Raw genomic sequence first — 25490 nt, 5'->3', positions numbered from 1 at the left:
AACTCCCAGTACAGGGGCGATGATGACGAAGACGATCGACCGGCGGACGCTGTTGCGCGGGGCCGGGCTTGGTGCCGGCGGGCTGGCGCTTGCCGCATGGATGCCGGCCTGGGCCCAGAGCGTCTCGCCCGGCCTGACGCCCGACCTGCCGACCGTTTCCGGCGAGGACATCAGGCTCAGGATCGCCCGCCAGCGCATGGCGATCGATGGACGGCACTATCGGGCGATCGGCGTCAACGGCACGGTGCCGGCGCCGCTCATCCGCCTGCGCGAGGGGCAGCATGTCCGCCTGCACGTCGAGAACGCGCTCGACGAGGACAGCTCGATCCACTGGCACGGCCTGATCGTGCCGGCCCAGTTCGACGGCGTGCCCGGCGTTTCCTTCCCTGGAATCACGCCGCGCTCGACCTTCCGATACGATTTCCCGATCCGGCAGAACGGCACCTATTGGTATCACAGCCATTCCGGCGGACAGGAGCAGCTGGGCCTGTACGGCCCGCTGATCATCGATCCCGCCGGCCCCGATCCCGTTCGCTACGATCGCGAGCATGTGATCCTGCTGTCCGATCACAGCCGGTCCAGCCCCGAGGCGATCTTCCGCAACCTGAAGGCGATGCCGGGCTATTACAATTATCAGCGCCAGACGCTGGCGGGGCTGCTGGCCGGCCGCGATCAGAAGGGCAGGGATCGCGCGGAATGGGGCAAGATGCGGATGGACCCGGCGGACATCTCCGACGTGACCGGCGCCGCCTATACCTATCTCGTCAACGGGCATGGGCCGTTCGACAACTGGACCGCGCTGTTCAAGCCGGGCGAGCGGGTGCGGCTGCGTTTCGTCAATGCCGCGGCGATGACGAGCTTCAACGTGCGCATTCCCGGGCTGCGGTTCACCATCGTCCAGGCCGATGGCCAGCATGTCGTGCCGGTCGAGGTCGACGAGTTCCAGATCGGCGTCGCCGAGACCTATGACGCGATCGTCACGCCGATGGAGGACAAGGCGTTCACGCTGGTCGGCGAGGCCATCGATCGCTCGGGCATGGCGCGCGCCACGCTGGCGCCCCGGCCCGGCATGGTGGCCGCGGTGCCGCCGCTGCGCCCGCGTCCGCTCGCGACGATGAAGGACATGGGCATGGACATGTCGTCGATGGATCATGGCGGCGGCGATGCGTCCGGCGGCATGCAGGGGATGTCGCACGGCGCGATGCCCGCCCCGCGGGGCGTCGATCCCAGCGCCGAGCGGAATGCCTCGGCCAGGCTCGGCGGTGCTGCCGCCGCACCGCCGAGCCTGGCGGGGATGGACCATTCGCGGGTGGATCCTTCGGCGACGGGCGGCACACCGGGCGCCGACATGGCCGGCATGGACATGGGCGCCATGCGGATGCGCGACTTCTCCTATGCGCCCGAGGTGCGGAAGACGCCCGGCGTCCAGACCCTCTCGCCGATGCCGATGGACCGCACCGGAGAGCCCGGCCAGGGGCTGGAGGATGTCGGCCACCGCGTGCTGGTCTACAAGGATCTGATGGCGCTCGATCGGAACCCCGATGTCCGCGCGCCGTCGCGCAGCCTCGACATCCATCTCACCGGCAACATGGAACGCTTCATGTGGGCGTTCGACGGCGTGAAGATGTCGGACACGATGGAGCCCTTCCCGTTCGTCGAGGGCGAGCGGGTGCGGGTCAACCTGATCAACGACACGATGATGGGCCACCCCATCCACCTTCACGGGCATTTCTTCGAGCTGGTCACCGGCCATGGCGACCATGCGCCGCGCAAGCATACGGTGATCGTGCAGCCCGGCGGCAAGGTGACCTGGGACTTCACCGCCGACGCCGTGGGCGACTGGGCGTTCCACTGCCACCTGCTCTACCACATGATGGCGGGGATGATGCGGACCGTGAGCGTCCGGCCGAAGGGAGGCCCGGCATGATCCGGCGCGTCGCGATCCTCGCCGCCGGCACCGCGCTCGCGATGGGCGCGCCGGCGGCCGCGCAGGACCATTCCATGCATGGCATGCCGATGCCGAAGGCCCCCGCGAAGCCGAAGCCGGCCGCGCCGCAACAGGAGGCGAAGCCCGATCCGGACAAGCCCGCGGACGGCGGGCCGACGGACCATGGCGGAATGGATCACGGGACGATGCCCGCGATGCAGGCGGCCGGCACGGCGCTCGAGGCCGGCGATGCGCCGGCCCCGGCGCCGCCGACCGACCATTATGCCGACCGGTTCTTCCCGGCGGCGGAGATGGAACGGTCGCGCAAGGTCTCGATGCGCGAGATGGGCGGCCGGCCCCTCGGTTCGGTCCTGTTCAACCTTGCCGAGTTCCAGCCGCGCTCGGGGGGGAGCGCCTATCGCTGGGAAGGCGAGGGCTGGTTCGGCGGCGACGTCAATCGCCTGACGGTGAAGAGCGAGGGCGAGGGCCTGGTGCGCGGCGGCATCGAGAGCGCCGAGGTCCAGCTGCTCTACAGCCGCGCCGTCGATCCCTATTTCAATCTGCAGGCCGGCGTGCGGCACGATTTCCGGCCAGGCCCGGCGCGGACCTATGCCACGCTCGGCTTCGAGGGACTGGCGCCCTATATGTTCGAAGTCGAAGGAGCGGTGTTCCTGTCGACCAGGGGCGAGCTTCTCGGCCGGCTGGGCGGCTATTACGACCAGCGCATCACCCAGCGGCTGATCCTCCAGCCGCGCGCCGAGTTCAACCTCTCGGCCCAGGACATGCCGGCACAGCGCATCGGCTCCGGGCTGACCAGTGCGGAACTCGGCTTGCGGCTGCGCTACGAGATCGCGCGGCGCTTCGCCCCCTATGTCGGGCTTTCCTGGGAGGCGAAGGCGGGGCGCACCGCCGCCTATGCCCGGGCCGATGGCGAGAAGCCGTCCGCGCTCGGCCTGGTGGCAGGCGTCCGCTTCTGGTTCTGAAGCCGGCGGTTCCTTCGGGCCCTTCCGGATCGCCGGACGCGATCAGCGTGGCGCCGGATCGCCTTCCCGCTCGATATTCGGAAGCAGCGCGGTGAGGAGGCCGATCGCCGGCAGGAAGGCGCAGATCTGATACACCGTCTCGATGCTGGTGGTGTCGGCGAGCCATCCCAGCGCCGCGGCGCCGAGGCCGCCCATGCCGAAGGAGAAGCCGAAGAACAGGCCCGAGATCATGCCGACCTTGCCCGGCACCAGCTCCTGCGCGAAGACCACGATCGCCGGGAAGGCGGAAGCCAGGATCAGGCCGATCGGAAGCACCAGCACGCCGGTCCAGAACAGGCTGACATAGGGCAGCAGCAGCGTGAAGGGCAGGGCGCCGAGGATCGAGAACCAGATCACATATTTGCGTCCGAACCTGTCCCCCAGCGGTCCGCCCGCGATCGTGCCGACCGCCACTGCCGCCAGGAAGGCGAACAGATAGAGCTGGGCGCTCTGCACCGACACCTGGAAACGATGGATCAGGTAGAAGGTGAAGTAGCTCGTGAGGCTGGCGAGATAGACATATTTGGAGAAGATCAGCGCAAGCAGGATGAGGATGCCGCGTGCCGCATGCCCCTTGGGAAGCAGCTCGGCAGCGGATGCGCGGCGCCCCGCATGCAGCCGCGCCAGCCCATGATGGCGATACCAGGCGGCGACGTTCCACAGGACGGCGCCCGAAAGCAGTGCCAGCAGCGCGAAGAAGGCGAGGCTCGACTGGCCCCAGCGCACCACCACCAGTGCCGCGGCGAGCGGGCCCAGCGCCTGGCCGGCATTGCCGCCGACCTGGAACAGGGACTGGGAAAGGCCGTGGCGCTGGCCTGCCGCCATGCGCGCCACACGGGAAGATTCGGGATGGAAGACCGAGGAACCGATGCCGAGCAGCGCCGCGCCCGCCAGGACCATGCCGTAGCTGTGCGCGATCGACAGGATCGCCAGCCCCGCCAGCGAGAAGAGCGTGCCGCCGGGGAGCGCGAGCGGCGTGGGGCGCTTGTCCGCGTACAGCCCGATCAGCGGCTGCAGGATCGACGCGGTGATCTGATAGGCAAGCGTGACGAGGCCGATCTGGCCGAAGCTCAGCCCCAGATCGGTCTTGAGGTTGGGATAGATCGCCGGAAGCAGCGACTGCATCATGTCGTTCAGCAAGTGGCAGAAGCTGATCGCGACGATCACGCCGAACACCGTTCCGTTCATCTCTGCCTGCGGGGCGTCCATCGTCGCTGCACGGGTGTCGCTCATCATTCGCTCCTTGTCGGCGCGGCACTAGCCGTCCAGAAGGCGTCCCGCTTCGCTAGATGGGATAAATTATTTTGATAACGGGACAGTCAACCTATCGTGCACCCGACGATTATGAGGACGTGCCGCGCCCCGTGGTCGGCATCGGCAATGATTATCCGCCCTCGTTCGAACTTGCCGAGCACCGGCATGGCCGGGCCCAGTTCCTCTATGCGGCGAGCGGCGTCGTCGCGGTCAGCACCCCCGAAGGCGCATGGGTGGCCCCGCCCGAGCGCGCGGTGTGGATCCCGGCCGGAACGCCCCATGCGGTGCGCATGGTCGGCGCCGTCCAGACCCGCAGCGTGCTGATCGAGGCGGGCGCCTGCCCGGCGCTTGGCGGAGCGTGCCGCGTGGTGGCGGTCTCGCCGCTGCTGCGCCAGCTGCTGGTCTGCGCCGCGGAAGTGCCGGTCGAATATGACGAAGCGGGGCGCGACGGGCTGGTGATGCAATTGCTCGTGGCGGAGATCGACCGGGCGCCGATCATCCCCATCCTGGTGCCGTTCCCGCGCCAGGTCGCACTGGCGGCGCGGTGCCATGCCTTTCTCGAAGCGCCGCGTGCGAGCGCCACGATCGACGAATGGGCGGATGCGCTTGCGATGAACCGCCGCCGTTTCACTCGGCTCTTTCGCCGCGAGACGGGCATGAGCTTCACCGAATGGCGCCAGCAGGCCTGTCTCTCGGTCGCGCTGCCGCGGCTTGCCGCCGGAGAACCGGTCACCGCGGTCGCGCTGGATCTCGGCTATGAAAGCCCCGCCAATTTCTCGACCATGTTCAAGCGCGTGCTGGGGGCGCCGCCGAGCCGCTATCGGCAGTGACGTGCCCGCCGTCGCGGCGCGTCCGCGCAAGGGGCTGGCGTGCCGGGCGCACGCGGCTATGAAATCGACGAGGAGCCTGGGAGGAAGCGCGATGTGGACGAGACGATCGGTTGCGGGCGCGCTGGCGGCCACGCTGGGAGCACCCGCGCTGGCGCGCGGGGCGGAACGGAACAGGCTGTTCTTCGATTCGCTGAGCTTCCTTCCCGAGGATCTGGGCCAGATCGCCGCCGCCGGCCTGGGCGGGATGATCGCCGATGTTTCCGATCTGATCGCCACGCGCGATGCGGATGGCGTTCCGCGCTACAGCCGCAACTTCGCCGCCAATGATCCGGCGATCGACAAGGCCGTCGAGCGATTGCGGCGCACGCCGTTCGCCTATCTTGCCAGCAAGGGCAGCGAGATCGGAGCCCGGTCCGGCTGCGCGGTGTTCCTGCAGTTCCAGTCGACCGAGATGATCGAGCGCGATCTCTCGCGGATCGCCCATTTCCACGAAAAGGGCCTGCGGGTCCTGCAATTCACCCACCACAACAACACCCTGTTCGCAGGCGGCGCGCTGGAGACGCGGCAGACCGGCCTGACGCCGCTCGGCATCGAAGGACTGGCCGAGATGAACAGGCTGCGGATATTGCCGGACGTGTCGCACGGCTCGGTCCCGACCATGATCGAGGCGGCGACGCGGTCGAAGACGCCGATAGCGCTGAGCCATGGCGCGGCGCGGGCGATCGTCGATCATCCGCGCTGCGCTCCCGACGAAGCGATCCGCGCGATCGCCGGGCGCGGCGGCGTGATGGGGATCTTCATGATGAGCTTCTGGCTGACCCGCCGGAATCCGCCCACGGTCGCCGACTATGTGGCCCAGATCCGCCATGTCGTGAAAGTGGGCGGCCTGGAAGCGGTAGGCGTCGCCAATGACTTTCCGATGGCCGGCCAGCCCAATCTGATCAAGCTCGGCAACGACAACGGCAAGGGCGTGCAGGAATATCTCGACTGGTGGCGCGCGCTGCGGCGCCAGGGCGTGCCGGGGTTCGAATGGACGCCCGAGCACGTCGTCATCCCGGAGCTGAACCGGATCGACCGCATGGCTCGGATTTCGCAGGCGCTCGGGCAGGCCGGCTTTCGCCCGCGCGAGGTCGACAAGATCATGGGTGAAAACTGGAAACGGCTTCTGACCGACGTGCTCGGATAGAGGCACCGCCTCGATGGGCCGGCCTCTGCCCGGAAAGTCCGCTTTCGCCTGCCATTGCGGGCCCCCGATGCCGCTGGCATCAGGTTGGAATGCATCGCGCCTTTCTCCTTCTCGCCGGCCTGTTCTGGACGCTGCTGCTCGCGATGGCCATCTTCGCCTGGTGGCGGAACGGCGCGTTCCATCCCGACCTATATTACCTCCTTGGCATTCCGGTCGGCATGGCTTCGATCACCATGCTCGTCGGCCGGTTTGCGACAAGATCCCATGCCGGCGTCGGGATTCTGCTCGCGGCCACCGGGCTGGCAGCTTTCGCCACGCTCCTGTGGGGCAGTGTCTGGGGCGCCGATGTCTAGGCAGCGGATGTGCGCGGACGCCAGATTATCGCCATGAGAATGCCGGCCGCGCCGCAGGGCTTCCCGGCTCCGGGAAGGCACGGCGGCGACGGTCCGGCGTGCGGAGCTATCCCTGTTAGCCCGGCTTGCGGAAACGCAGGACGAACTGATCGGTCTTGCCGCGTATCGAGGGATCGAAGACGTTCGCGGAGTGGGGATCCGCCGGATTCCGCAGGGCGCTGGATTCGCCATCGAGGACGAACCCCGCCCTGGTCACTTCGCTCTTGACCAGCGCCTCGTCGATCCGATGCATCTTGGCCATCCCGGCATCATCGAGGCCCGGCGCGCCGGCGTGATCGAGAATGACGTAGAGGCCGCCGGGCTTGAGCGCGTCGAAGACCTGCTTGTTCAGCATCGATGTTCCCGCGGCGCCCAGCCAGATATGGACATCGTGATAATTCTGCGACGTCCATACCAGATCGGCCTTCCTGGGTAGATCGAACGGCCGGTCATTGGCGACGATCTCATGGACATTGCCGCGGCCCGGCTCGCCCGACACGGGTGGCGGGAGCGGACGGCCCTTGGCCCTGTCGAGCAATATCTGGGGGGTGACGGCATAGACCGCCCCGCCCGAGCCGGCGGCTAGGCTGAACAGCCTTGTGAAATAACCCTTTCCCGGCAGGAAATCGACGATCGTCTCGCCTCCCCGCACCTTGGCGAAGGCGAGCATTTCGGCCGGCTTGCGGTCCGGATCGCGAGTCCTGTCCGGATCGGGTCGGCCCGCATCCGCAAGGATGGCCTGCCATGAAATCTGCGCCACGACGGCACAGGGAGCGAATATGGCCATGAGCGCTGCGGTTGCCAGCAGAGCATGCGGCCGCCGGCCGAGGGGAAGAATCACGGCGAGTCCTTTCATCTGGTTCCATCCCGAAGAGAGCCTGCCGGAGCGCCCGGCGCCCTCGGGTTTCGATGAACGTCCGACAGCCTTCGATCAGCGACACGGCACCGGCTTCTACGGTTGCCGCCCCGGCGCTATGATCCATCATGCCCGAGGAACCTGCAGCGGACCCGTACGAAGAACCAGATCTCTCGCCACGGGTCGCCTTGTTGTCGATCGCCGGTTTCTGGTTGTTCTATTGCGCCATCGTCACGGTGCGTTCGGCGGTCATCGGGCAGGCCGGCCAGCTCGACATTCTGGCCAGGCGTCTGGCGATCATGCTCTTCAGCATGGGACTCACCTGCCTGCTCTACCTGATATTGCGCAGGATTCCGACGAGCTCGCTGCGGCGCGGCATGATCGCGGCGGGCCTGCTGGCGGCGCCGGCGGCGCTCGCCTTTTCTTCCGTCAACTGGGTAGTGTTCGACGTCCTGAAATCCCCCTGGGCAACAACCGCGACCGGTACGGGCAGCCCGCCTTCCGGCGCGCAACGGTCCGGCCGGATGATGGTGCAGGTCGGGGGAACGAACGCCGACGACGCCGATATGGCAGTGGTCAAGATGATCGCGGACAGCGCCGTGAACAGCTATTTCTTCTTCGTCGGCTGGGCAGCGCTGTATCTGGCGCTTCGCTATGCCGCGGAAGTCGGCGCGTTGGAGCGCAAGAACGCTGCGTTCCGCGCCGCGGCGCAAGCCGCCGAGCTGCGGGCGCTGCGATATCAGGTCAACCCGCACTTCCTGTTCAACACGCTCAATTCCTTGTCTACCCTGGTCATGGCCGGGAGGCGTCCCGCCGCCGAACGGATGATCATCAATCTCTCGAGCTTCTTTCGGGCCAGCCTGGTCGGAGACCCGAGCGAGGATGTGCTGCTGACCGAGGAGATCCGGCTCCAGCGCCTGTATCTCGAGATCGAGCAGGTCAGATTTCCCGACCGGTTGCGTCTCGCCATCGATCTGCCGGACAATCTGCGCGATGCCCTCGTCCCCGGGCTGATCCTGCAGCCGCTGATCGAGAACGCCGTGAAATATGGCGTGTCGCGATCGCGCCGCCCCGTTACGATCGGCATCCGTGCGAGCGCGCAGCAGGGCCTCCTGCTTCTGACGGTGCAGGACGATGGCGAGCCGGGCGCCGTCGGCAAGGGCCCCGAGGGAGGGACCGGATTGGGCTTGCGCAACGTCGCCGATCGCATCGCAGCGCGGTTCGGCGCCATGGGCTATTGCCGCGTGCGCCCGCTCGATTCCGGTGGATTCCGCGTCGATCTCGCAATGCCGCTGACCTTCGATGAACATTGAGCCGACCCTGCGAACGCTGATCGTGGACGACGAGCCGCTCGCGATCGAGCGGCTGGTCATGCTTTGCTCGCACGTCCCCAATCTCTCGCTGGCCGGGACCGCATCCGATGGAGAGGTCGCGCTGCGGCTGGCAAGATCGCTGTCGCCCGACCTTGTGCTTCTCGACATCGCCATGCCGGAAGTGGACGGCATGGATGTGGCGAAGGCGCTCTGCGCCGGGGAGCGGCCGCCGGTCATCGTCTTCTGCACGGCGTTTGACGGCTTTGCCCTGGCGGCATTCGATGTTGCCGCCGTCGACTATCTTCTGAAGCCCGTGACGTCCGAGGGGCTGGTGCGGGCAGTTGCGCGCGCGCGCCGGCGGATGGCCGGCCCGGAGCGCCAGTCCATCGCCCAGTCCGATCGGATCGAGGAATTCTGGGTTCCCCATCGCTCGGAGATGGTGCGCATCGCGGCAATGGATGTCGAACGGATCGATGCGATGCGCGACTATATGTCGTTGCAGGTCGGGTCGCGCAGCTTCCTGCTGCACCGGACACTCGGCGACCTCGAGCGCCGGCTCGACCCGGCCAGGTTCATTCGCGTTCACCGCTCGACGATCGTCCGGCGGGATTTCATCGCCAGGCTGCGCCATGACGGGCTCGGTATCTGGTACGCGATGCTGGCCGATGGAGCCGAGGTCCGGGTAGGCCGCTCCTATCTGGCAGCGGTGAAGGCCCTGGCCGGCCGGTGAGCCTGCCAGAGCCTTTGAGGGCGCCGGAGCGCGTGGCCGCGCCGCGGAGCCGTCATCGCGTGCGGCTGTCCATGCCGGCCGATGCGAGACGATCTTCATGCGCGCGGGAAGCCAATGTCGCGATCCTGACGTCCGCTTCGTGCACCGCGGCGGTGCGGCAGCGCGCGCTCTCGGTCGATGGCAATATGCCGATGCGCGGATAGTCGCTGCAAACACGCTCCGCTGCCCGGCGTACCCGCGCTCGCGCCGTCCTGACGCCGGTATCGGTCGCAAGGTCGAGATCGTGGGTGGAGACCAGGATCTTGCCGGTTCCGCGCATGTCGGTGTCGGCGGCGGCGACACCGGAGGAGCCCAGGAGGGCGAGAGACAATAGTCCCGAATATATGATACGCATCAGACCATTCCCATGCTGTTCCGTTCAATCGCCCATTCCCGAGAAGGGCGATGGCTGAAGGATATTCGATGGGGCCGGTGAAGCGTCGCGCCGTTCGATCAACCGGGGGCCCGCTTCTATCAAGCGCCGCCGCAGCCGATGAACGACAGACGGGGTTCGACGAGCGGCCCGGTGCGGCGCCCCCTCTCGAGGCGCGCAGCGAAAGGCCCAGGCCGTTTCGCAAGCAGTTGATCGCTGCGAAATATGTGACATAATAACATTACATACTCGTCAGGGAGAGGCTGTATGCGGGGATTTGCGTTGGCACTTGTCATGTCGGCCTTGCTCGGCGGCTGCACCGCTCCCGCCGCACCCGCCAGACAGGACACTAGCGCGATGCGGGCCTTTGCGGGCGACAAGGAACTGGCCGCGTTCATGCGCCGGATAGCCGCCAGGCAACGTGTCGCTCCGCCACCTTCGCCAGTGATGTATGACATGCCGGCGCCGGCGCCGGTGGCTGCGCCTGCCGAAGCAGCCGATGCAATGGTGGTGACCGGCATGAAGGCGCCCGGCATCACCAATACCCAGGAAGCCGATGTCGACGAGGGAGGTATCGTCAAGGTCGCCGGCGACCACCTCGTCATCCTGCGGCGCGGGCGGCTGTTCACGGTCTCGCTTGCCGGGAACGGCATGACCCCCGTCGATCATGTCGATGCCTTTCCGCCGGGCACGTCCGGCGATGCCTGGTATGACGAGATGCTGGTGCATGACGACCGGGTGATCGTGGTGGGCTACAGCTATGAGCGCGGCGGCACCGAGATCAATCGCTTCCGGATCTCGCCGACGGGCAAGCTGCGCTACGAGGACAGCTATCACTTGCGCTCGAACGACTATTATTCGGCGAGCAACTATGCCTCGCGTCTCATCGGCGCGAAGCTGATCTTCTACACGCCGCTCCATATCGATGCGCGCAAGCCGTTCGAGGCGCTGCCCGGTCTGCAGCGCTGGTCCGGCAAGCGGGATGCGCCATTCAGCCGCACCATGCCCGCGACCCGGCTCTACGTGCCCGAGCCGCTGCGCCGCGCGCCGAGTGCCGACATGTCGACGCTGCACAGCGTCACCCAGTGCGACCTGGCCGCGCCGCGCATGACCTGCAGCGCCACCGCGGTGCTGGGTTCTTCCTCGCGCACCTTCTATGTCTCCGGGGAAGCGGTCTATGTCTGGACGGATGGAGTCCGTGCCAAGGGCGCCCGGTCCGGTTCGTTCGTCTACCGGCTGCCGCTCGATGGCTCGGCGCCGAGCGCCGCCCAGGCCTGGGGCGGGCCGGTCGACCAGTTCTCCTTCTCCGAGGACCGCACGGCGAAGCGCCTCAATGTCGTCGTGCGCGCCGACAGCGCCGGCGATGCGATGTGGCGGTCCGAGCGGACCGAAGGCGCCACGGCGCTGCTGACGCTCCCGATCCCGGGCTTTGGCGACGGTTCGCGCATCGTTCCCGCCTCCGCCTATCGCGCGCTGCCGGTCGAGAAGGACAGCTGGAACTTCCACAATCGCTTCGTCGGCAAGCACCTCCTCTACAGCGCGGGCGATTTCAACGAGCATAGCGGCGCGAAGCCCGTCTATGCGGTGCCGTTGAACGGCGGGGCGATCGTGCGGATCCCGTTGCCGCACGGCGTCGACCGGATCGACATCATCGGGGCCGACGCCGTCGCCATCGGCAACGACATGAAGGAGCGGCTTGGCTTCAGCGCGATCGAGCTGGCTGGTCCGGTGCGGCTTGGAGACACCTATTTCCTGCCGGCGGCCCATGAGGGCGAGCGCCGCAGCCAGGCCTTCTTCTTCCGGCCGGACGACGATAGTCGCGATGGCGCATCGGGCATGCTGGGCCTGCCGGTCACCCGCGATCTCGGCAATTCCCCGGCCGCGCGCTTCCTGGGGTCGGGATCGGCGATCGCCTTTCTCCGGCGCGATGCGCGTCGATTCTCCCCGGCGGGAGAACTGGTCGCCAATGCCGAGCGCGCGCGCGACGATGCATGCAAGGCGTCCTGCGTGGACTGGTACGGCAATGCCCGGCCGATCTTCCTGGGCAGCCGCGTATTCGCGCTGATGGGTTACGAGCTGGTCGAGGGGCGCGTCATGGGAGGGCTCATCGGCGAGCGGGCGCGGATCGACTTTTCGCCGCATGTGGGACGATGAACGCAGTCGCCCGAGGAAGGGCAGAAGGCACCTGCATTCGCGGCCTCCCTTGTGCGCCGACGGCGCTCTGCACGGCCAGGATCCGATCCATTCGTCCGCAACGGGTCGCGGGCCGGATTGCGGGAGCAGTCCCTGGAAATGCCCTTGATGGGATCAAAGTGTCTCGGCGGAGCGCAGCGGAAACAGTTCGAACCCGTCAGGGTTCGCAAGCGCGAACGGGCGCCCGAGCCTATGCGAGGCCCTGGAACAAAACTGGCGGAGCGGGAGGGATTCGAACCCTCGATACGGTTTTGCCGTATACTCACTTTCCAGGCGAGCGCCTTCGACCACTCGGCCACCGCTCCGCATGTCCCGGAAGTTGCGTGCCGTAGCGATTGGCGGGCCCCTAGGCAAGCAGGTGGTGCCGTGGCACTCTTCGCGCCATGCTGAAGCCGATCCTAGCGCTCGCCGCGTTCGCCGCCCTTCCCGCCATCGCCCAGACCGCCGCCCCTTCGCCGGCCGATCCTGCGCCCGCGGACTGGAAGGCGATTCCCGACAACGAGATGCTGGTGATGACGCTGCAGGGCGGCCATCAGGTCTTCATCCGCCTCGCTCCGCGCTACGCCCCCGCGCATGTCGCCAACATCCGCAAGCTCGCCGAGGCGCATTGGTGGGACGGCACCAGCGTCTATCGCGTGCAGGACAATTACGTGACGCAATGGGGCGGCGGCGACGACAAGACCACGCTCCCGCCCGGCGTGATCGAGAATCCGCCCGCCGAATATGAATGGCCCGGATTCGATGCCGTGCGGAGCTTCGCCTTCGCCAAGCCCGACAGCTATGCCGCGAAGACCGGCCTCAGCGCCGATGGCTGGCCGCTCGCCAATTACGGCGCGACCAGCGCGCTCGCCCATTGCTATTCGATGGTCGGCGTCGCGCGCGACCTGGCGCCTTCCACCGGCAGCGGTGCCGAACTGTACACGGTGATCGGCCATGCCCCGCGCCCGCTCGACCGCAACATCGCGATCGTCGGGCGCATCGTGGAAGGCATGCAATGGCTCTCCAGCCTGCCGCGCGGCACCGCCCAGCTCGGCGTCTATGCCAAGGACCAGACGCCGACGCCGATCCTCTCGGTGCGCCTCGCCAGCCAGCTGCCCGCGGACGAGCGCCCGCACTTCCAGTATCGTGCGACCGACAATCCCCGCTTTGCCGCCTGGATCAAGGCGCGCGAGAATCGGGACGGCGCCTTCTTCACCGTGCCGATGGGCGGCGTCGACCTGTGCAACGCATTGCCGGCGGTGCGCCGGGCGCCATAGACCGGCAAGGCCGTCATCCCGGCGTCCGCGCGAATGACGGACTAGTCCCTATTTCCCCACCCAGTCGGCGACCTGGGCGGCGACCTGGTTCGCCGCCTGGTTGAGCGCCGCGGCGACCAGATCGGGCTTCACCTCGGCGAGCGGGGCGCGCGCCTCGAAGCGGCGCTTCTGGAACTTGGTGGCGTCGTCGCCCCGCACCAGCAGCGCGTCGAACTGGACGACCGCCTCGTTGCTGTCGGCATCCACGCCGAACCGGCGCAACTCGCCCGAGAGCACGGCGCCGGGATCGATCTGCGACTGGCGATAGCTCAGCACCGGCCGCCCGGTGCGCGCCGAGATGGTATCGCCGACCAGCCGCGCGAACAGGCGCGGCGGCGCTTCCACCCATTGCGCGTCCTTCACATAGGCGACGGCATTCTCGCCCGAATGGACCGGCACGCGCGTCGTCGCCAGCTCGTGCGGCACCGTCGGGAACAGCACGGTCACCGTGGTGCCCGAGGCGGGCGTCTGCACGTCGCCGGGCTTGATCTGCTCGGCGGCCTCGAGCGTGAGGAACGGCACCTTGGGCGGCTTGCCGCCAAAGGAGACGCAGCCGGAGAGCGTGGCGGCGAACGGGGCGGCCAGCAGGAGCAGGGCGAGCTTCTTCATCGCGGGCCTCACTTGTTGGGCTTGTAGTCAGGGAGCTTCGGGCTGCCGACCAGGCTGGACGCGCCGCCCTGGTCGATCTTGTCGGCGACCGAGGACAGCGACTGCGCCATCTGGCGCAGATCCTGGATCAGCTGGCCGATCTCGGGCACGGTCTTCTTCGAGAAGGCCTGCACGCCCGGCCGGGCGTCGCCCAGCATCGCCTCGAGCGTGTCCATGCTCTTCTTGGCCGAGGCGATCGTCTGGTTGAGATTGGCGATGGTCGGCTTGACGTCGTCGGCCACCACGCCGTTGGTCGTCTTGGCCAGCTCGCCGATCTGCTCGGTGGCGGTGCCGAACTTCTGGATCGCGACGCGAGTCTCGGCCAGCGTCGCGGCGATCTCGGGCCCGCGATCGGCGAGCGCGTCGGTCAGCCGGTTGGTGTTCGCCAGGATGCCGGCGATCGAGGCCTGGTTCTTGTCGCTCATCAGCTCGGTCAGCCGCTCGGTCAGCGTGGTCAGCCGCTCGAGCAGCTTGGGCGCCGAGGAGAAGATCGCGCCGAGGCCGCCGGGCTTGGTCGGGATCACCGGCACGCCGAGCGGGCATGCCGCCTCGGGGCGTTCGTGCGGGCATTTGATCGGCGGCGCGCCCTTTACCGCCCCTTCGAGCTGCACGGTGCTGGGGCCGGTGAAGCTGCTCTGGATCGTCGCAGTGGTGCCTTCGAGGATCGGCACTTCGTTGCGCACCGCGACGCGCACCCGCACCAGCTGGGGATCGGGCTTCCAGAATTCGATCGACTTCACCTGGCCCGAAGGCACGCCGGAAAACGACACTGCCGAGCCCGGATTGAGCCCGTCGACCGACTGGCGGAAGAAGATGTCGTACTCGCGCTCGTTGCCGCCGCTCAGCCGGGCGAGCCAGACGATGAACAGGGCGAGCACCGCGAGCAGGATCAGCACGACGGCGCCGACGAGCACGTGATTCGATCGAGTTTCCATCAGCCCCTGTCCTCAGCCCGATGCGCCTTGCTGCCGGCGACTGCCGCGCGCCCGCGCGGTCCGTTGAAATATTCCTGGATCCATGGGTGATCCAAGGCGAGCAGTTCGGGAATCGTCCCGACTGCGATCACTTTCCTGTCCGCCAGCACCGCGACCCGGTCGCAGATGGCGTAGAGCGTGTCGAGATCGTGCGTGATCAGGAACACGGTGAGCCCCAGCGTCTTCTGGAGCGAGGCGGTGAGCTCGTCGAACGCCGCGGCGCCGATCGGGTCGAGTCCGGCGGTGGGTTCGTCGAGGAACAACAGCTCGGGATCGAGCGCGAGCGCGCGGGCCAGGCCGGCACGCTTCTTCATGCCGCCCGAAAGCTCGGCGGGATATTTGGGCGCGGCTTCGGGCGGCAGGCCGGTCATCACTACCTTGTAGGCGCCGATCTCCTCGAGCAGCGCCTGGTCGAGCTGCGGGTAATATTCCTTGAGCGGGACCTGGACATTCTCCGACACGGTGAGGGTGGAGAACAGCGCGCCGCCCTGGAACAGGATGCCCCAGCGCCGGCGGATCGCGGTCGCCTCGGTCTCCTCGCGGCCGATGGTATTCTCGCCGAACACTTCGATCTCGCCCTCGATCGGCGTCTGCAACCCGATGATCGAGCGCATCAGCACCGATTTGCCGGTGCCCGAGCCGCCGACCACGCCCAGGATCTCGCCGCGCCGCACGTCGAGATCGAGCCCGTCATGGACGATCTGATCGCCGAATCCGGTCTTCAGGTTGCGGACACGGATGACGATGTCGTCCCGCGAGGCGGAAGGGGCGGGGGCGCTCATATCCACCCGATCTGGCTGAAGAACACGGCGAAGAAGGCGTCGAGCACGATGACCAGGAAGATCGCCTGGACCACTGCGGTGGTGGTGCGCCGGCCGACCTGCTCGGCATCGCCCTCCACCTGCATCCCCTGGAAGCAGCCGGCGATGGCGATGATCGCGCCGAACACCGGCGCCTTGATCAGCCCGACCCACAGATCGTCGAGCGGCACGACTTCGCGGATGCGCTGGACGAAGGTGATCGGCGGAATGCCGAGCTGCACCCAGCAGAGCAATCCGCCGCCGATGATTCCGATCAATGCCGAATAGAAGCCGAGCAGCGGCAGCATCGTCACCACCGCGATCGTGCGCGGTACCACCAGCGCCTCCATGGGCGAGACGCCGATCGTACGCATCGCGTCGATCTCCTCGGTCAGCTTCATCGTGCCGATCTGGGCGGCGAAGGCCGAGCCCGAGCGCCCGGCGACCATGATCGCGGTCATCAGCACGCCCAGCTCGCGCAAGGTGATGCGGCCGACCAGGTTGATCGTATAGACCTCGGCGCCGAACTGGCGGAGCTGCACCGCGCCCTGCTGCGCGATCACCACGCCGATCAGGAAGCTCATCAGCCCGATGATGCCGAGCGCCGAGACGCCGACCACTTCGAAGCGATGGACCGTCGCATGGAAGCGGAAGCGGCGCGGGTGCGTCGCGACGTTCCAGAAGGCGATCACGGTGGCGCCCATGAAGCCGAGCAGGCCGTAGAGCGTATGCATCGCGGTGAACACCGCGTCGCCGATCTCGGCGAGCAGATGGACGAAGGGACTCTCCGGCTTGGGCGGCAGCTCGATTGGATGCTCGGCGGCGACGACCTGGTCGAACAGATGCCGGCTGGCCGGCTGGAGGCCCTCGACCGCCGCTTCCCTGTCGCGTGCGAAGCGATGGATGACCCAGGCGCCGACCGTGTCGATCCGCGCGACCTGGGACAGGTCGATCCGCGCGACCTGGCCGTCGACGCGGTCGAGCCGGTCGGGAAGGTCGCCCAGGCTGGCGAGCGACAAATTGCCGGTGAAGCGGAGCACCGCCCCGCCGCTGTCGGAATCAACCCGTTCGAAGTCGGCCAGGACGCTCATCGCCGGCACCTTTCCGCGATTCGGACTGGATCGGCAAGCGTTGCCGCTCGTAGATGCTTCAATGCAGTTTCTCGCAATCTACGACATGGACAAGACCATCACCGCGGCGCCGACCTGGACGCGCTTCCTGGCCATGGCGGCCCGGTCCCGCGCACCCTGGCGGCTGGCGCTGTTCCCGGCGGTGGGGGTGGCCGGGATCGGCTATCTGCTCAAGCTGATCGATCGCGCCGGCCTCAAGCAATTCTCGCAGCGGCTGTTGCTCGGCGGCGCATTGTCCGCCGACGAAATGGCCCGGGTGGCGCAGGCGTTCGCGGCGCACGAGGCGGTGCATGGCGTGTTGCAGGGCGCACGTGCCCAGATCGCGGCGGATCGTGCGGCGGGCTATCGCCTCGTCATGGCGACGGCCTCGCACGGCTATTATGCCGCGGCGATCGGGCGCCTGCTGGGCTTTGACGACGTGATCGCAACCGAGGCGAAGCGCGATGGGCAAGGCCGGATTCTCTCCCTGATCGAAGGGGATAACTGTTACGGGCCCGCAAAGCTCCGCCGGATCGAGGGCTGGATGGCGGCACAGGGAATCGCGCGGGGCGGCGCGCATGTCCGCGCCTATTCGGACCATGTCTCGGATGCCCCCCTGCTCGGCTGGGCGGATGAGGGGTTCGCCGTCAACGCGCATGGGCCGCTGCGCAGGCTCGCCGCGGAAAGGGGCTGGCCGCTGCTCGACTGGCGATAGTCCCGCAGCCGGGCTCCGGCCGGACCGGGTTCGGGGCATGCCGGGCAAGGGCGCGGCACTCATAGAAGCGCGTCGATCGTGTGGATGAGGACGCCGACCAGGCCGCCCACCAGGGTGCCGTTGATCCGGATATATTGGAGGTCGCGGCCGACGGCATTCTCCAGCCGGCCGGTGATCGTCCGCGCGTCCCAGCCCTTGATCGTGTCGGAAACGAGGCGGACGATGCCGTCGCCATAGTCGGCCGCCGCGCCGACCGCGCTGCGCCGGGCGAAGCGGTTGATCGTCTCGGCGAGCTTGCGGTCCTGCTGCAGCGTGACGCCGAACTGGCGCAGCGTCTCGCCCATCCGGCCGCCAAGCGCCTTGCCGGGATCGCGGGCGAGGCGGAGCAGCGCGGCGCGGCTCGTCTCCCACAGCCCGTCGATCCAGCGCTGGAAGGCCTGGTTCTCGAGCATCTCGAGCTTGAACGCCTCCACCTTGTCGCGCAGCTCGGGCTTGTGCTGCAGGTCATGTGCGAGCCGCTCCAGCCCTTCCTCGGCCTTGGCGCGGAGCGGATGGCCCGGATCCTCGGCCATTTCGCCGAGCAGCTTGTCGAGCCCCTCGATGATCTTGTTGGCCAGCGTCTCGTCGAGCCCGGTCCAGCGCATGACCGCGCCGGCGCGGCTATGGACCATCTCGCGGATCATGTGCTCGTTGGCGTCGAGCACCTTGGCCGCCCAGCGGATCATGCCGTCGAGCAGCGGCAAATGCCGGCCATTGGCGATGGCGGCGCCCAGCGCCTGGCCGAACAGGGGCGCCACGTCGATGGCGCGCAGCCGGGCGGCGATCGCGCCCTTGGCCATGCCGCCCAGCCGCTCCTGGTCGAGCGATTCGAGGAAATCGGCGGCCAGGCGCCCGGCGCTGCGCCCGATCCGGCCATCGGCGTGCACCGGATTGGCGAGCCAGCGCCCGGCCGCGCCCGCCACGTCGAGCCGCTGCATCCGCCGGGCCACCACCTTGGGCGTGAGGAAATTGTCGCGCAGGAACTGGGCGAGGGTGCTTGCGATCCGGTCCTTGTTGCGCGGAATGATCGCGGTGTGGGGAATCGGCAGGCGGAGCGGGTGGCGGAACAGCGCCGTCACTGCGAACCAGTCGGCCAGTCCGCCGACCATCGCCGCCTCGGCAAAGGCGCGGACATAGCCGATCGCCGGATGGAGATGATCGAAGGCGCGCGTGAGCAGGAAGAGGACGGCCATCGCCACCAGCAGGCCGGTCGCGACCAGCCGCATCCGGCGAAGGCCGGCAGGGGCAGGCTCAGACGAAAGGGGAGCGCGCAACATGGTCACGCACTCCCCAATACATCAGACGGGATCAAGTTCACTCCGCGGGCTGCGGCGAATCGTCCCCCGGCTTGTGTTCGATCGTCCCGCCGCCATGGCCATGGCCGATGACGCGGCTGCCATCGTCGCCCGGCTTGAAGGTGAGCAGGCGGCGCGACAGCCGCGGTCCGAGCCATTGCTCGAGCCCGACCGCGAGGCTGAACAGCGCGGGCACCATCACCAGCGTGAGCACCGTCGACAGGATCAGGCCGCCGATCACGGTGATGCCCATCGGCGCGCGCCACGAGCTGTCGCCGCTGAGGGAGATCGCAGTCGGGATCATGCCGGCGACCATCGCCACCGTGGTCATCACGATCGGTTGGGCACGCTTGTGCCCGGCGTCGACGATCGCGGTGAACTTGTCGACGCCCTTGGCCATCTCCTCCAGCGCGAAGTCGACGAGCAGGATCGAGTTCTTGGCGACGATGCCGAACAGCATCAGCGCGCCGATCAGCACCGGCATCGAGATCGGCTGGCCGGCGATCCACAGCGCGATCAGCCCGCCCAGCGGCGCATTGAGCAGCGAGCCCATGTTCACCAGCGGCGACATGAAGCGGCGATAGAGCAGCACCAGCACCGCGAAGACCAGGAACACGCCCGACATCAGCGCGATGACGAAGTTCTTCACCATCTCGCCCTGCCACTTGGCCTGGCCCACGGTCATCTCCGCCACGCCGATCGGCAGGTTCTTCATGATCGGCAGTTCGTGGATCTTCTGCTGCGCGACGCCCGAGACCACGGCCTTGCCCGTCTTGGGATCGGTCGCCAGGTCGGCGCCGACGACGACACGCCGCTGCAGGTTCAGCCGCTCGATCTTGGTCGGGCCGGTGCCGAAGGCGATGTCGGCCACCGTGCCGAGCTGGACCGAACCGCCATTCTGCGTCTGCACCGGCAGGTTCTTGATCGTGTCGAGCTTGGCGCGGGCATTTTCCTGCAGCGCCACCCGGATCGGGATCTGGCGATCCGTCAGCGAGAATTTCGCGCTGTTCTGGTCGATGTCGCCCAGCGTCGCGATGCGGATCGCGCTCGAGAGCGCCGCCGTGGTGACGCCGAGATTCGCCGCCAGGTCGAGCCGCGGCTTGATCACGATTTCCGGCCGGTTGAGGTCGCCCGCGATGCGCGGCGCCACGAGTTCGGGCATCTTCGACATCTGCGCGACCAGCGTGAGCGCGGTCTTGGTGAGCAGCGCGGGATCCTCGCCGCCCAGCGTGATGGTCAGCGCGCGGCCGCTCGATCCCCAGCCGCCCTGGGCGCGGAAGCCCACTCGCGCATCGGGGATCTTGAGCAGGTCGGGCGCGAGGCGGCGCGTGAACTGGTCGCTTGTCTCGGTGCGCTTCTCCTTGAAGATGACCAGCACGCGGCCGTTGCCGACACCGGCGCGCTCGTAGAGATTCTCCACGTTCGGCTCGGTGCGCAGCCGTTCGGCGACCTGGCGGACGACGCGATCGGTCTGCTCCAGCGTGGTGCCCGGCACCATCTCGACATTGACGCTCACCTGGTCCTCGTCCTGCGTCGGCTGGAAGGTCATCGGCAGGATGAAGAAGAAGGCCACGGTCATGACCAGCGACAGGAAGAAGCCGAGGATCGCCGACCAGCGATGCCGCAGCGTCCAGCGCAGCAGCTTCACATAGGCATCCATGATCAGGCCTTCGCCGTGCGACGCATGGCCCTTGGCCTTGAGGAAATAGGCGGCGATCATCGGCGTTACGAGGCGTGCCACGGCAAGGCTCATCAGCACCGAGGCGACGACCGTGAGGCCGAAATTCTTGAAGAACTGGCCCGAGATGCCCGGCATCAGGCCGACGGGGAGGAACACCGCGACGATCGACATGGTGGTGGCGAGCACCGCGATGCCGATCTCGTCGGCCGCGTCGATCGATGCCTGATAGGCCGATTTGCCCATGCGCATGTGCCGGACGATGTTCTCGATCTCCACGATCGCGTCGTCGACCAGCACGCCCGCCACCAGCGAAAGCGCCAGCAGGGTCATCTGGTTCAGCGTGAAGCCCAGCAGGTCCATGAACCAGAAGGCCGGGATCGACGAGAGCGGGATGGCGAGCGCCGAGATGACGGTGGCGCGCCAGTCGCGCAGGAAGATCAGCACCACGATGACGGCGAGCACGGCGCCCTCGATCATCGCTTCCATCGCCGAATCATATTGCTGCTCGGCGTATTTGCTCCAATTGGCCAGCAGCTCGAAATGAACCTTGTCGTTGTTCTTCTCGAGCTGCTTCAGCTTCTTCTGGGCCTCGTGATAGATCGTCACGTCCGAGGCGCCCTTGGCGCGCTGGATGTCGAACGAGATCACGGCATGGCCGTTGAACCGGGCCGCGCTGCGCAGCTCGGCATAGCTGTCGGTCACGCTGGCGATGTCGGCGAGGCGTACGGTGCGGCCGCCGCCGAGCGCGATCTGGGTCTGACCCAGCGAATAGGCGTCCTTGGCGTTGCCGAGCACGCGGACCGACTGCTCATAGCCGGAAATCTCGGCGCGCCCGCCCGCCGCGTTCATGTTCACCTGGCGCAGCTGCTGGTTCACCTGGCTGGCGGTGAGGCCATAGGACTGGAGCCTGGCCGGATCGAGCTGGACGCGGATCTCGCGGTTGACGCCGCCATTGCGGTTCACCGCCGACATGCCCTCGATCGAGAGCAGGCTCTTGGCGACCGTATTGTCGATGTACCAGCTCAGCTGCTCGACCGTCATGTCGGGCGCGATCGCAGTGAAGCTGGCGATGTCGTTGTCGCTGGCCGAATCGACGCGGCCGATCTGCGGCTCCAGGATGCCGTCGGGCAAGTTGCCGCGAACCTGCTGGATCGCGCTGCGCACATCCTCCACCGCGCGATCGATCGGCGTGCCGATCGCCAGCTGCACGACGGTCTGCGAATTGCCCTCGGTCACCGTCGAGTTGATCTCGTCGATGCCCTGCAGGCTGCGCACGGCGCTTTCCACCTGCTGGGTGATCTGCGTCTCGAGCTCGCTCGGCGCGGCGCCCGGCTGGCTGATCGAGATCCAGACGATCGGGAAGTCGATGTCCGGATTGTTGTTCACGTCCATCCGGTTGAAGCTGACGAGGCCAGCCACCGTGAGGAACAGGAAGAGGACGATCGGCGGAACCGGGTTCCGGATCGCCCAGGCGGAGATGTTCCGGAAGCTCATGACCTACGTCCCTTACTGCTTCTTGAGGAGCTGGGGGATGACCTTCTGCCCCGGATTCAGGAACGCGCCCGCCGTGAGCACCACGCGCTCGCTGCCGGCCAGGCCTTGGGCGATCGAGACGCCCGCATCGGTCACCTCGCCGGTGACGACCGGCGTGCGGACGGCCTGATCCTTGGCATCGAGCGTATAGACGTAATTGCCCTGCGCGTCGGTCTGGATCGCGGACTGGGGCAGGATCACCGCATCCTTCGCGCCGGTGATGATCTGCGTGCTGGCGAATCCGCCCGGGCGGAGCGCCGGATCATAGCTGAGCTGGATGCGGGCGATGCCCTGGCGGGTGCTCGGATCGATCACCGGCGAGACCTGCCACACCGTGCCGCTGAACACCTGGGTGCTGCCGGTCGGCGTGACCTGCGCGGTCGAGCCGACATGGGTGCGCAGGAGATCCGCCTCGGCAAGCTGCGCGCGCAGCTCCATCTGGCCGCCCATCGCCATGCGGAAGAGCACGCCCGAGCCGCCGCTGACGATCTGGCCCGGCTCGACCTGGCGCGTGAGCACCAGGCCGGCTTCCGGCGCGCGGATGTCGAGCCGGTGATTGCGCGCCTGGGTCTCGGCGAGCTGGGCGCGGGAGACGCGGACGCGGGCGGAGGCCTGGTCGCGCGCGGCGGTCAGCCGGTCGATATCGGCCTTGGAGACGAAGCCGTTCGAGACGAGGCCCTTCGCGCGATCGAGGTTCGCCTGGGCAAGCTTGGCATCGGCTTCCGAGACGCGCACGGAGGCGGCGAGCGAATCGGCGGTCTGCACCTGGACCGAGCGATCGACGGTGGCGAGGACCTGGCCCTTGGCGACCCAGGTGCCCGGCTCGACGAGCACGCGCGTGACGAGGCCGCCTTCGCCGACCACGCCCACCGGCATCTCGCGCTTGGCGGCGAGGCTGCCGGTGCCGCTGATCACCGTCTGGACCGACTGGCGGCCGGGAATGGCGATGGTGACGGTGGGGATCTGGGACTGGTTGGCCTGTTGCGCACCGCCCTTGCCCGCGGCCGCCTTGGTGGCGGCGCCGTCCTGCTTGCCCATCATGAAATAGGCGGCGATGCCGATCACCACCACCAGGGCCAGCGTGATCCACAGCCAGCGCCGCGACTTCGGCGCTTCCTCACCACTATATTCCAGCCGCTCCCGTCGTCCGAACATCCCTGCCTCGTAATTAATGTGCGACATTCCGATCCGGCCGAATGGCCGCTGCCCCCAATGAGGTCGCACTGTATTAGATGAATAAGGCACCAGCCACAAGAGCCGTTTCGCTTGGCGCGGGCAAATGCCCGTTTCGGTCTTTTTTCGCAAGTATCCGGAATGTTTCCCGAACCATTTCCGACAAGAAACGGTTGCATTGGCGGCGTTACGGCGCGACGTTCGCGCGCGGTCCGGGGGAGACGGACCGAATCGAGGAGGGATTCAATGCCTCATGGGATTATTGGGTGGCTGCTCATCGGCCTCGTTGCCGGAGCGCTTGGCAAGCTGATCATGCCGGGCAAGGACCCCGGCGGCGTGATCGTCACGATCCTGATCGGTATCGCCGGCGCGCTGCTGGCTTTTTACCTGACGCCGATGCTCGGCCTCGACGTGCGCGACAGCACCTGGCAGGCCTATGCCGCGGCGACTGCCGGCTCGGTGGTGCTGCTGGCGCTGTACCGGCTGGTGATGGTCCGCCGGGTCTGAGGGCCTTTTTCCGTTCAGCTTCCATTTGTCCCGCGTGCGGCAAGCCGGGCGCGGGACAAATCGTTTTTGGAGCGTATCGAATGATTCGGACTGTTCTTGCCACTTCCGCCGCGCTGCTCACGGCTGCGGCGCTGCCGGCTGCCGCGCAGCAGGAAATGCGCCCCGTGCTGCTCGACGGCACGGTGCTCGACGTGAGCGCCACCGGGATCAGCACCAGGGTGCCCGATCTGGCGGTGATCCAGGCGGGTGTCGTCACCCAGGCGGCGACCGCTGCCGAGGCGATGCAGCAGAACAGCGCGCAGATGACCAGGGTGCTGGCCGCGCTGCGCAAGGCCGGCGTCGCCGAGCGCGACATCCAGACCGCGACGATCGGCCTCGCGCCGCAATATCGCTATGCGCAGAACGAGCCGCCGGTGATCACCGGCTATCAGGCCTCGAACCAGGTCTCGGTCCGCTTCCGCGACGTGGCCAGGAGCGGCACGATCCTCGACACGCTGGTGCGCGAGGGCGCCAACAACATCTCGGGTCCCGAGCTGACGGTCGACAAGCCCGAGGGCGCGCTCGACGAGGCGCGGGTGGACGCAGTGACGAAGGCGCGGGCACGGGCCGAGCTCTATGCCCGGGCGGCGGGGCTCAAGGTCGACCGCATCCTGGCGATCTCGGAGGGCGGGGCGCTGCCCAATCCGCCGATGCCCGTGATGATGATGCGCGCCGCCGCGGCGCCGATGGCGGACAAGACCGAAGTGGCGGCGGGCGAGCGCGAGCTCAACGTCACCGTCACCGTGCGCTTCCTGCTCAAGTAACCGGACATGAAAAGGGGCCGTCCCTCGCGGGGCGGCCCCTTTTGCCTGCGGTCGCCGGAGTTCAGCGCAGCGAGCCGCGGCGGACCAGGTTGACCAGCGCGAGCAGGACGATCGCGCCGACCAGCGACACCAGGAACGTCGTCGGCGTGATGGCGCCGTTGATGCCGCCGCCGCCGAACAGCCAGCCGCCGATAAAGGCGCCGACGATCCCGACGATCACGTTCAGAAAGATGCCCTGCTGGGCATCGGTGCGCATCACGATGCTGGCGAGCCAGCCGACGACGCCGCCGATGACCAGCCAAACGATAAGACCCACCATAAGTCCCTCCGTTGTTTCGGCCCGATGATCGGGCGACGAAACAAAAATGAGTGGACGGTCATGTTGGTTCCGTACCGAAATTTTCGGCCGGTCCGGAACTTTTCCGCGAGCTCCGGAAAGAAAACGGCCCGTCCCGGCAAGCCGGGAACGGGCCGATATTGCGCCTTGAGGGAGGTGCTCAGTATTTCTGCTGGCGCTCGTAGAGCGAGCGATAGTGCTGGATGCGGGTCACCCGCAGGCCGGGCATGCCCGAGCGGTCGATCGCGCGCTGCCAGCCCGCGAATTCCTCGACGGTGAGGCCATAGCGTTCGCAAACCTCGTCGACGCTGAGCAGGCCGCCGTTCACGGCCGCCACCACCTCTGCCTTGCGGCGCACGACCCAGCGGGTCGTCTCGGGCGGGGGAAGCGTCTCGAGCGTAAGCGGCTCGCCGAGCGGGCCAATCACTTTCGCCGGACGGATCTTTTGATTCTCAATCATCTACTC

Annotated in this window: 24 protein-coding genes and 1 tRNA gene; 12 read left to right on the top strand and 13 right to left on the bottom strand. The window is 67.6% G+C overall.

Going from position 1 to position 25490, the window contains the following annotated elements; genetic code table 11:
- The first annotated feature begins 22 nt into the window (after positions 1-22).
- Positions 23-1927: a copper resistance system multicopper oxidase gene (locus FHR20_RS12415; protein ID WP_167299931.1), complete on the top strand. Its 1905-nt coding sequence runs from the start codon at positions 23-25 to the stop codon at positions 1925-1927.
- A complete protein-coding gene (locus tag FHR20_RS12410; RefSeq protein ID WP_167299930.1) occupies positions 1924-2910 on the top strand; it encodes a copper resistance protein B in 987 nt (328 codons plus the stop codon). Before FHR20_RS12415 ends, FHR20_RS12410 begins: the two co-directional genes overlap by 4 nt.
- Before the next feature lie 42 nt (positions 2911-2952).
- Here the strand turns inward: FHR20_RS12410 and FHR20_RS12405 are convergent, their stop codons facing one another.
- Positions 2953-4182 carry an MFS transporter gene (locus FHR20_RS12405; protein WP_167299929.1) on the bottom strand — a complete coding sequence of 410 codons (1230 nt, stop codon included), beginning with the start codon at positions 4180-4182 and terminating at the stop codon, positions 2953-2955.
- 71 nt (positions 4183-4253) lie between these two features.
- Here FHR20_RS12405 and FHR20_RS12400 point away from each other — a divergent pair, with 71 nt between their 5' ends.
- The 3 genes from FHR20_RS12400 (at position 4254) to FHR20_RS12390 (ending at position 6572) form a co-directional block, all read left to right on the top strand.
- Positions 4254-5033 carry an AraC family transcriptional regulator gene (locus tag FHR20_RS12400; protein WP_208413573.1) on the top strand — a complete coding sequence of 260 codons (780 nt, stop codon included), beginning with the start codon at positions 4254-4256 and terminating at the stop codon, positions 5031-5033.
- Positions 5034-5124: 91 nt separating this feature from the next.
- Complete coding sequence (locus tag FHR20_RS12395; protein WP_167299928.1) at positions 5125-6219, top strand: membrane dipeptidase; 1095 nt, start codon at positions 5125-5127, stop codon at positions 6217-6219.
- Positions 6220-6308: 89 nt separating this feature from the next.
- Positions 6309-6572 (top strand): hypothetical protein, encoded by a 264-nt coding sequence (locus FHR20_RS12390; RefSeq protein WP_167299927.1) that lies wholly within the window; start codon positions 6309-6311, stop codon positions 6570-6572.
- 115 nt (positions 6573-6687) lie between these two features.
- Here FHR20_RS12390 and FHR20_RS12385 read toward each other — a convergent pair whose 3' ends face one another.
- On the bottom strand, positions 6688-7398 hold the full coding sequence (locus FHR20_RS12385; protein ID WP_208413572.1) for a class I SAM-dependent methyltransferase: 711 nt from the start codon (positions 7396-7398) through the stop codon (positions 6688-6690).
- A 260-nt stretch (positions 7399-7658) separates the two neighbouring features.
- On the opposite strand from FHR20_RS12385, the gene FHR20_RS12380 reads away from it, so the two are divergent.
- Both FHR20_RS12380 and FHR20_RS12375 read left to right on the top strand, forming a co-directional pair.
- Positions 7659-8780: a sensor histidine kinase gene (locus FHR20_RS12380; protein ID WP_243857302.1), complete on the top strand. Its 1122-nt coding sequence runs from the start codon at positions 7659-7661 to the stop codon at positions 8778-8780.
- On the top strand, positions 8770-9510 hold the full coding sequence (locus FHR20_RS12375) for a LytR/AlgR family response regulator transcription factor (RefSeq protein WP_167299924.1): 741 nt from the start codon (positions 8770-8772) through the stop codon (positions 9508-9510). The genes FHR20_RS12380 and FHR20_RS12375 overlap by 11 nt, the downstream gene beginning before the upstream one ends.
- 52 nt (positions 9511-9562) lie before the next feature.
- On the opposite strand, the gene FHR20_RS12370 is transcribed toward FHR20_RS12375, so the two are convergent.
- Positions 9563-9904 (bottom strand): UrcA family protein, encoded by a 342-nt coding sequence (locus tag FHR20_RS12370; protein WP_167299923.1) that lies wholly within the window; start codon positions 9902-9904, stop codon positions 9563-9565.
- A 312-nt stretch (positions 9905-10216) separates the two neighbouring features.
- Here FHR20_RS12370 and FHR20_RS12365 point away from each other — a divergent pair, with 312 nt between their 5' ends.
- Positions 10217-12076, top strand: a complete 1860-nt coding sequence (locus FHR20_RS12365) for a beta-propeller domain-containing protein (RefSeq protein ID WP_167299922.1) — start codon at positions 10217-10219, stop codon at positions 12074-12076.
- Between the two features lie 253 nt (positions 12077-12329).
- On the opposite strand, the gene FHR20_RS12360 is transcribed toward FHR20_RS12365, so the two are convergent.
- A tRNA-Ser gene (locus FHR20_RS12360) sits at positions 12330-12420 on the bottom strand.
- Positions 12421-12498: 78 nt separating this feature from the next.
- Here FHR20_RS12360 and FHR20_RS12355 point away from each other — a divergent pair.
- Positions 12499-13371 carry a peptidylprolyl isomerase gene (locus tag FHR20_RS12355; protein ID WP_167299921.1) on the top strand — a complete coding sequence of 291 codons (873 nt, stop codon included), beginning with the start codon at positions 12499-12501 and terminating at the stop codon, positions 13369-13371.
- 48 nt (positions 13372-13419) lie between these two features.
- Here FHR20_RS12355 and FHR20_RS12350 read toward each other — a convergent pair whose 3' ends face one another.
- The 4 genes from FHR20_RS12350 to FHR20_RS12335 are packed head-to-tail and all read right to left on the bottom strand — an operon-like array spanning position 13420 to position 16923.
- Complete coding sequence (locus FHR20_RS12350) at positions 13420-14019, bottom strand: ABC-type transport auxiliary lipoprotein family protein (RefSeq protein ID WP_167299920.1); 600 nt, start codon at positions 14017-14019, stop codon at positions 13420-13422.
- A gap of 8 nt (positions 14020-14027) precedes the next feature.
- A complete protein-coding gene (locus FHR20_RS12345) occupies positions 14028-14993 on the bottom strand; it encodes an MlaD family protein (protein WP_086127924.1) in 966 nt (321 codons plus the stop codon).
- Positions 14993-15814, bottom strand: coding sequence for an ABC transporter ATP-binding protein (locus FHR20_RS12340; protein WP_167299919.1), 822 nt, complete (start codon positions 15812-15814; stop codon positions 14993-14995). The genes FHR20_RS12345 and FHR20_RS12340 overlap by 1 nt, the downstream gene beginning before the upstream one ends.
- On the bottom strand, positions 15811-16923 hold the full coding sequence (locus FHR20_RS12335) for an ABC transporter permease (RefSeq protein ID WP_167299918.1): 1113 nt from the start codon (positions 16921-16923) through the stop codon (positions 15811-15813). Before FHR20_RS12335 ends, FHR20_RS12340 begins: the two co-directional genes overlap by 4 nt.
- Positions 16924-16984: 61 nt before the next feature.
- Here FHR20_RS12335 and FHR20_RS12330 point away from each other — a divergent pair, with 61 nt between their 5' ends.
- A complete protein-coding gene (locus tag FHR20_RS12330) occupies positions 16985-17656 on the top strand; it encodes an HAD family hydrolase (RefSeq protein ID WP_167299917.1) in 672 nt (223 codons plus the stop codon).
- Between the two features lie 59 nt (positions 17657-17715).
- On the opposite strand, the gene FHR20_RS12325 is transcribed toward FHR20_RS12330, so the two are convergent.
- From FHR20_RS12325 to FHR20_RS12315, 3 genes are all read right to left on the bottom strand, one after another.
- Positions 17716-18921, bottom strand: a complete 1206-nt coding sequence (locus FHR20_RS12325; protein WP_167300502.1) for a DUF445 domain-containing protein — start codon at positions 18919-18921, stop codon at positions 17716-17718.
- An 88-nt stretch (positions 18922-19009) separates the two neighbouring features.
- Positions 19010-22165: an efflux RND transporter permease subunit gene (locus FHR20_RS12320; protein ID WP_167299916.1), complete on the bottom strand. Its 3156-nt coding sequence runs from the start codon at positions 22163-22165 to the stop codon at positions 19010-19012.
- A gap of 12 nt (positions 22166-22177) precedes the next feature.
- Positions 22178-23377, bottom strand: coding sequence for an efflux RND transporter periplasmic adaptor subunit (locus FHR20_RS12315; protein WP_380926316.1), 1200 nt, complete (start codon positions 23375-23377; stop codon positions 22178-22180).
- Positions 23378-23623: 246 nt separating this feature from the next.
- On the opposite strand from FHR20_RS12315, the gene FHR20_RS12310 reads away from it, so the two are divergent.
- Entirely contained in the window at positions 23624-23884 is a 261-nt protein-coding gene (locus FHR20_RS12310) for a GlsB/YeaQ/YmgE family stress response membrane protein (RefSeq protein WP_086127930.1), read from the top strand.
- A gap of 80 nt (positions 23885-23964) precedes the next feature.
- The gene (locus tag FHR20_RS12305; protein WP_167299914.1) at positions 23965-24687 is read left to right on the top strand and encodes an SIMPL domain-containing protein; all 723 of its coding nucleotides are present in this window, start codon (positions 23965-23967) and stop codon (positions 24685-24687) included.
- 61 nt (positions 24688-24748) lie between these two features.
- On the opposite strand, the gene FHR20_RS12300 is transcribed toward FHR20_RS12305, so the two are convergent.
- Positions 24749-25003, bottom strand: coding sequence for a GlsB/YeaQ/YmgE family stress response membrane protein (locus FHR20_RS12300; protein ID WP_086128432.1), 255 nt, complete (start codon positions 25001-25003; stop codon positions 24749-24751).
- A gap of 181 nt (positions 25004-25184) precedes the next feature.
- Complete coding sequence (gene sciP, locus FHR20_RS12295; RefSeq protein WP_086127932.1) at positions 25185-25484, bottom strand: CtrA inhibitor SciP; 300 nt, start codon at positions 25482-25484, stop codon at positions 25185-25187.
- Positions 25485-25490 lie beyond the last annotated feature (6 nt).

The organism is Sphingomonas leidyi, from assembly GCF_011761945.1.
Taxonomy (GTDB): domain Bacteria; phylum Pseudomonadota; class Alphaproteobacteria; order Sphingomonadales; family Sphingomonadaceae; genus Sphingomonas; species Sphingomonas leidyi.
Note: the sequence above shows the minus strand (reverse complement) of the source record. Positions and strands in the feature narration are given on the sequence as shown.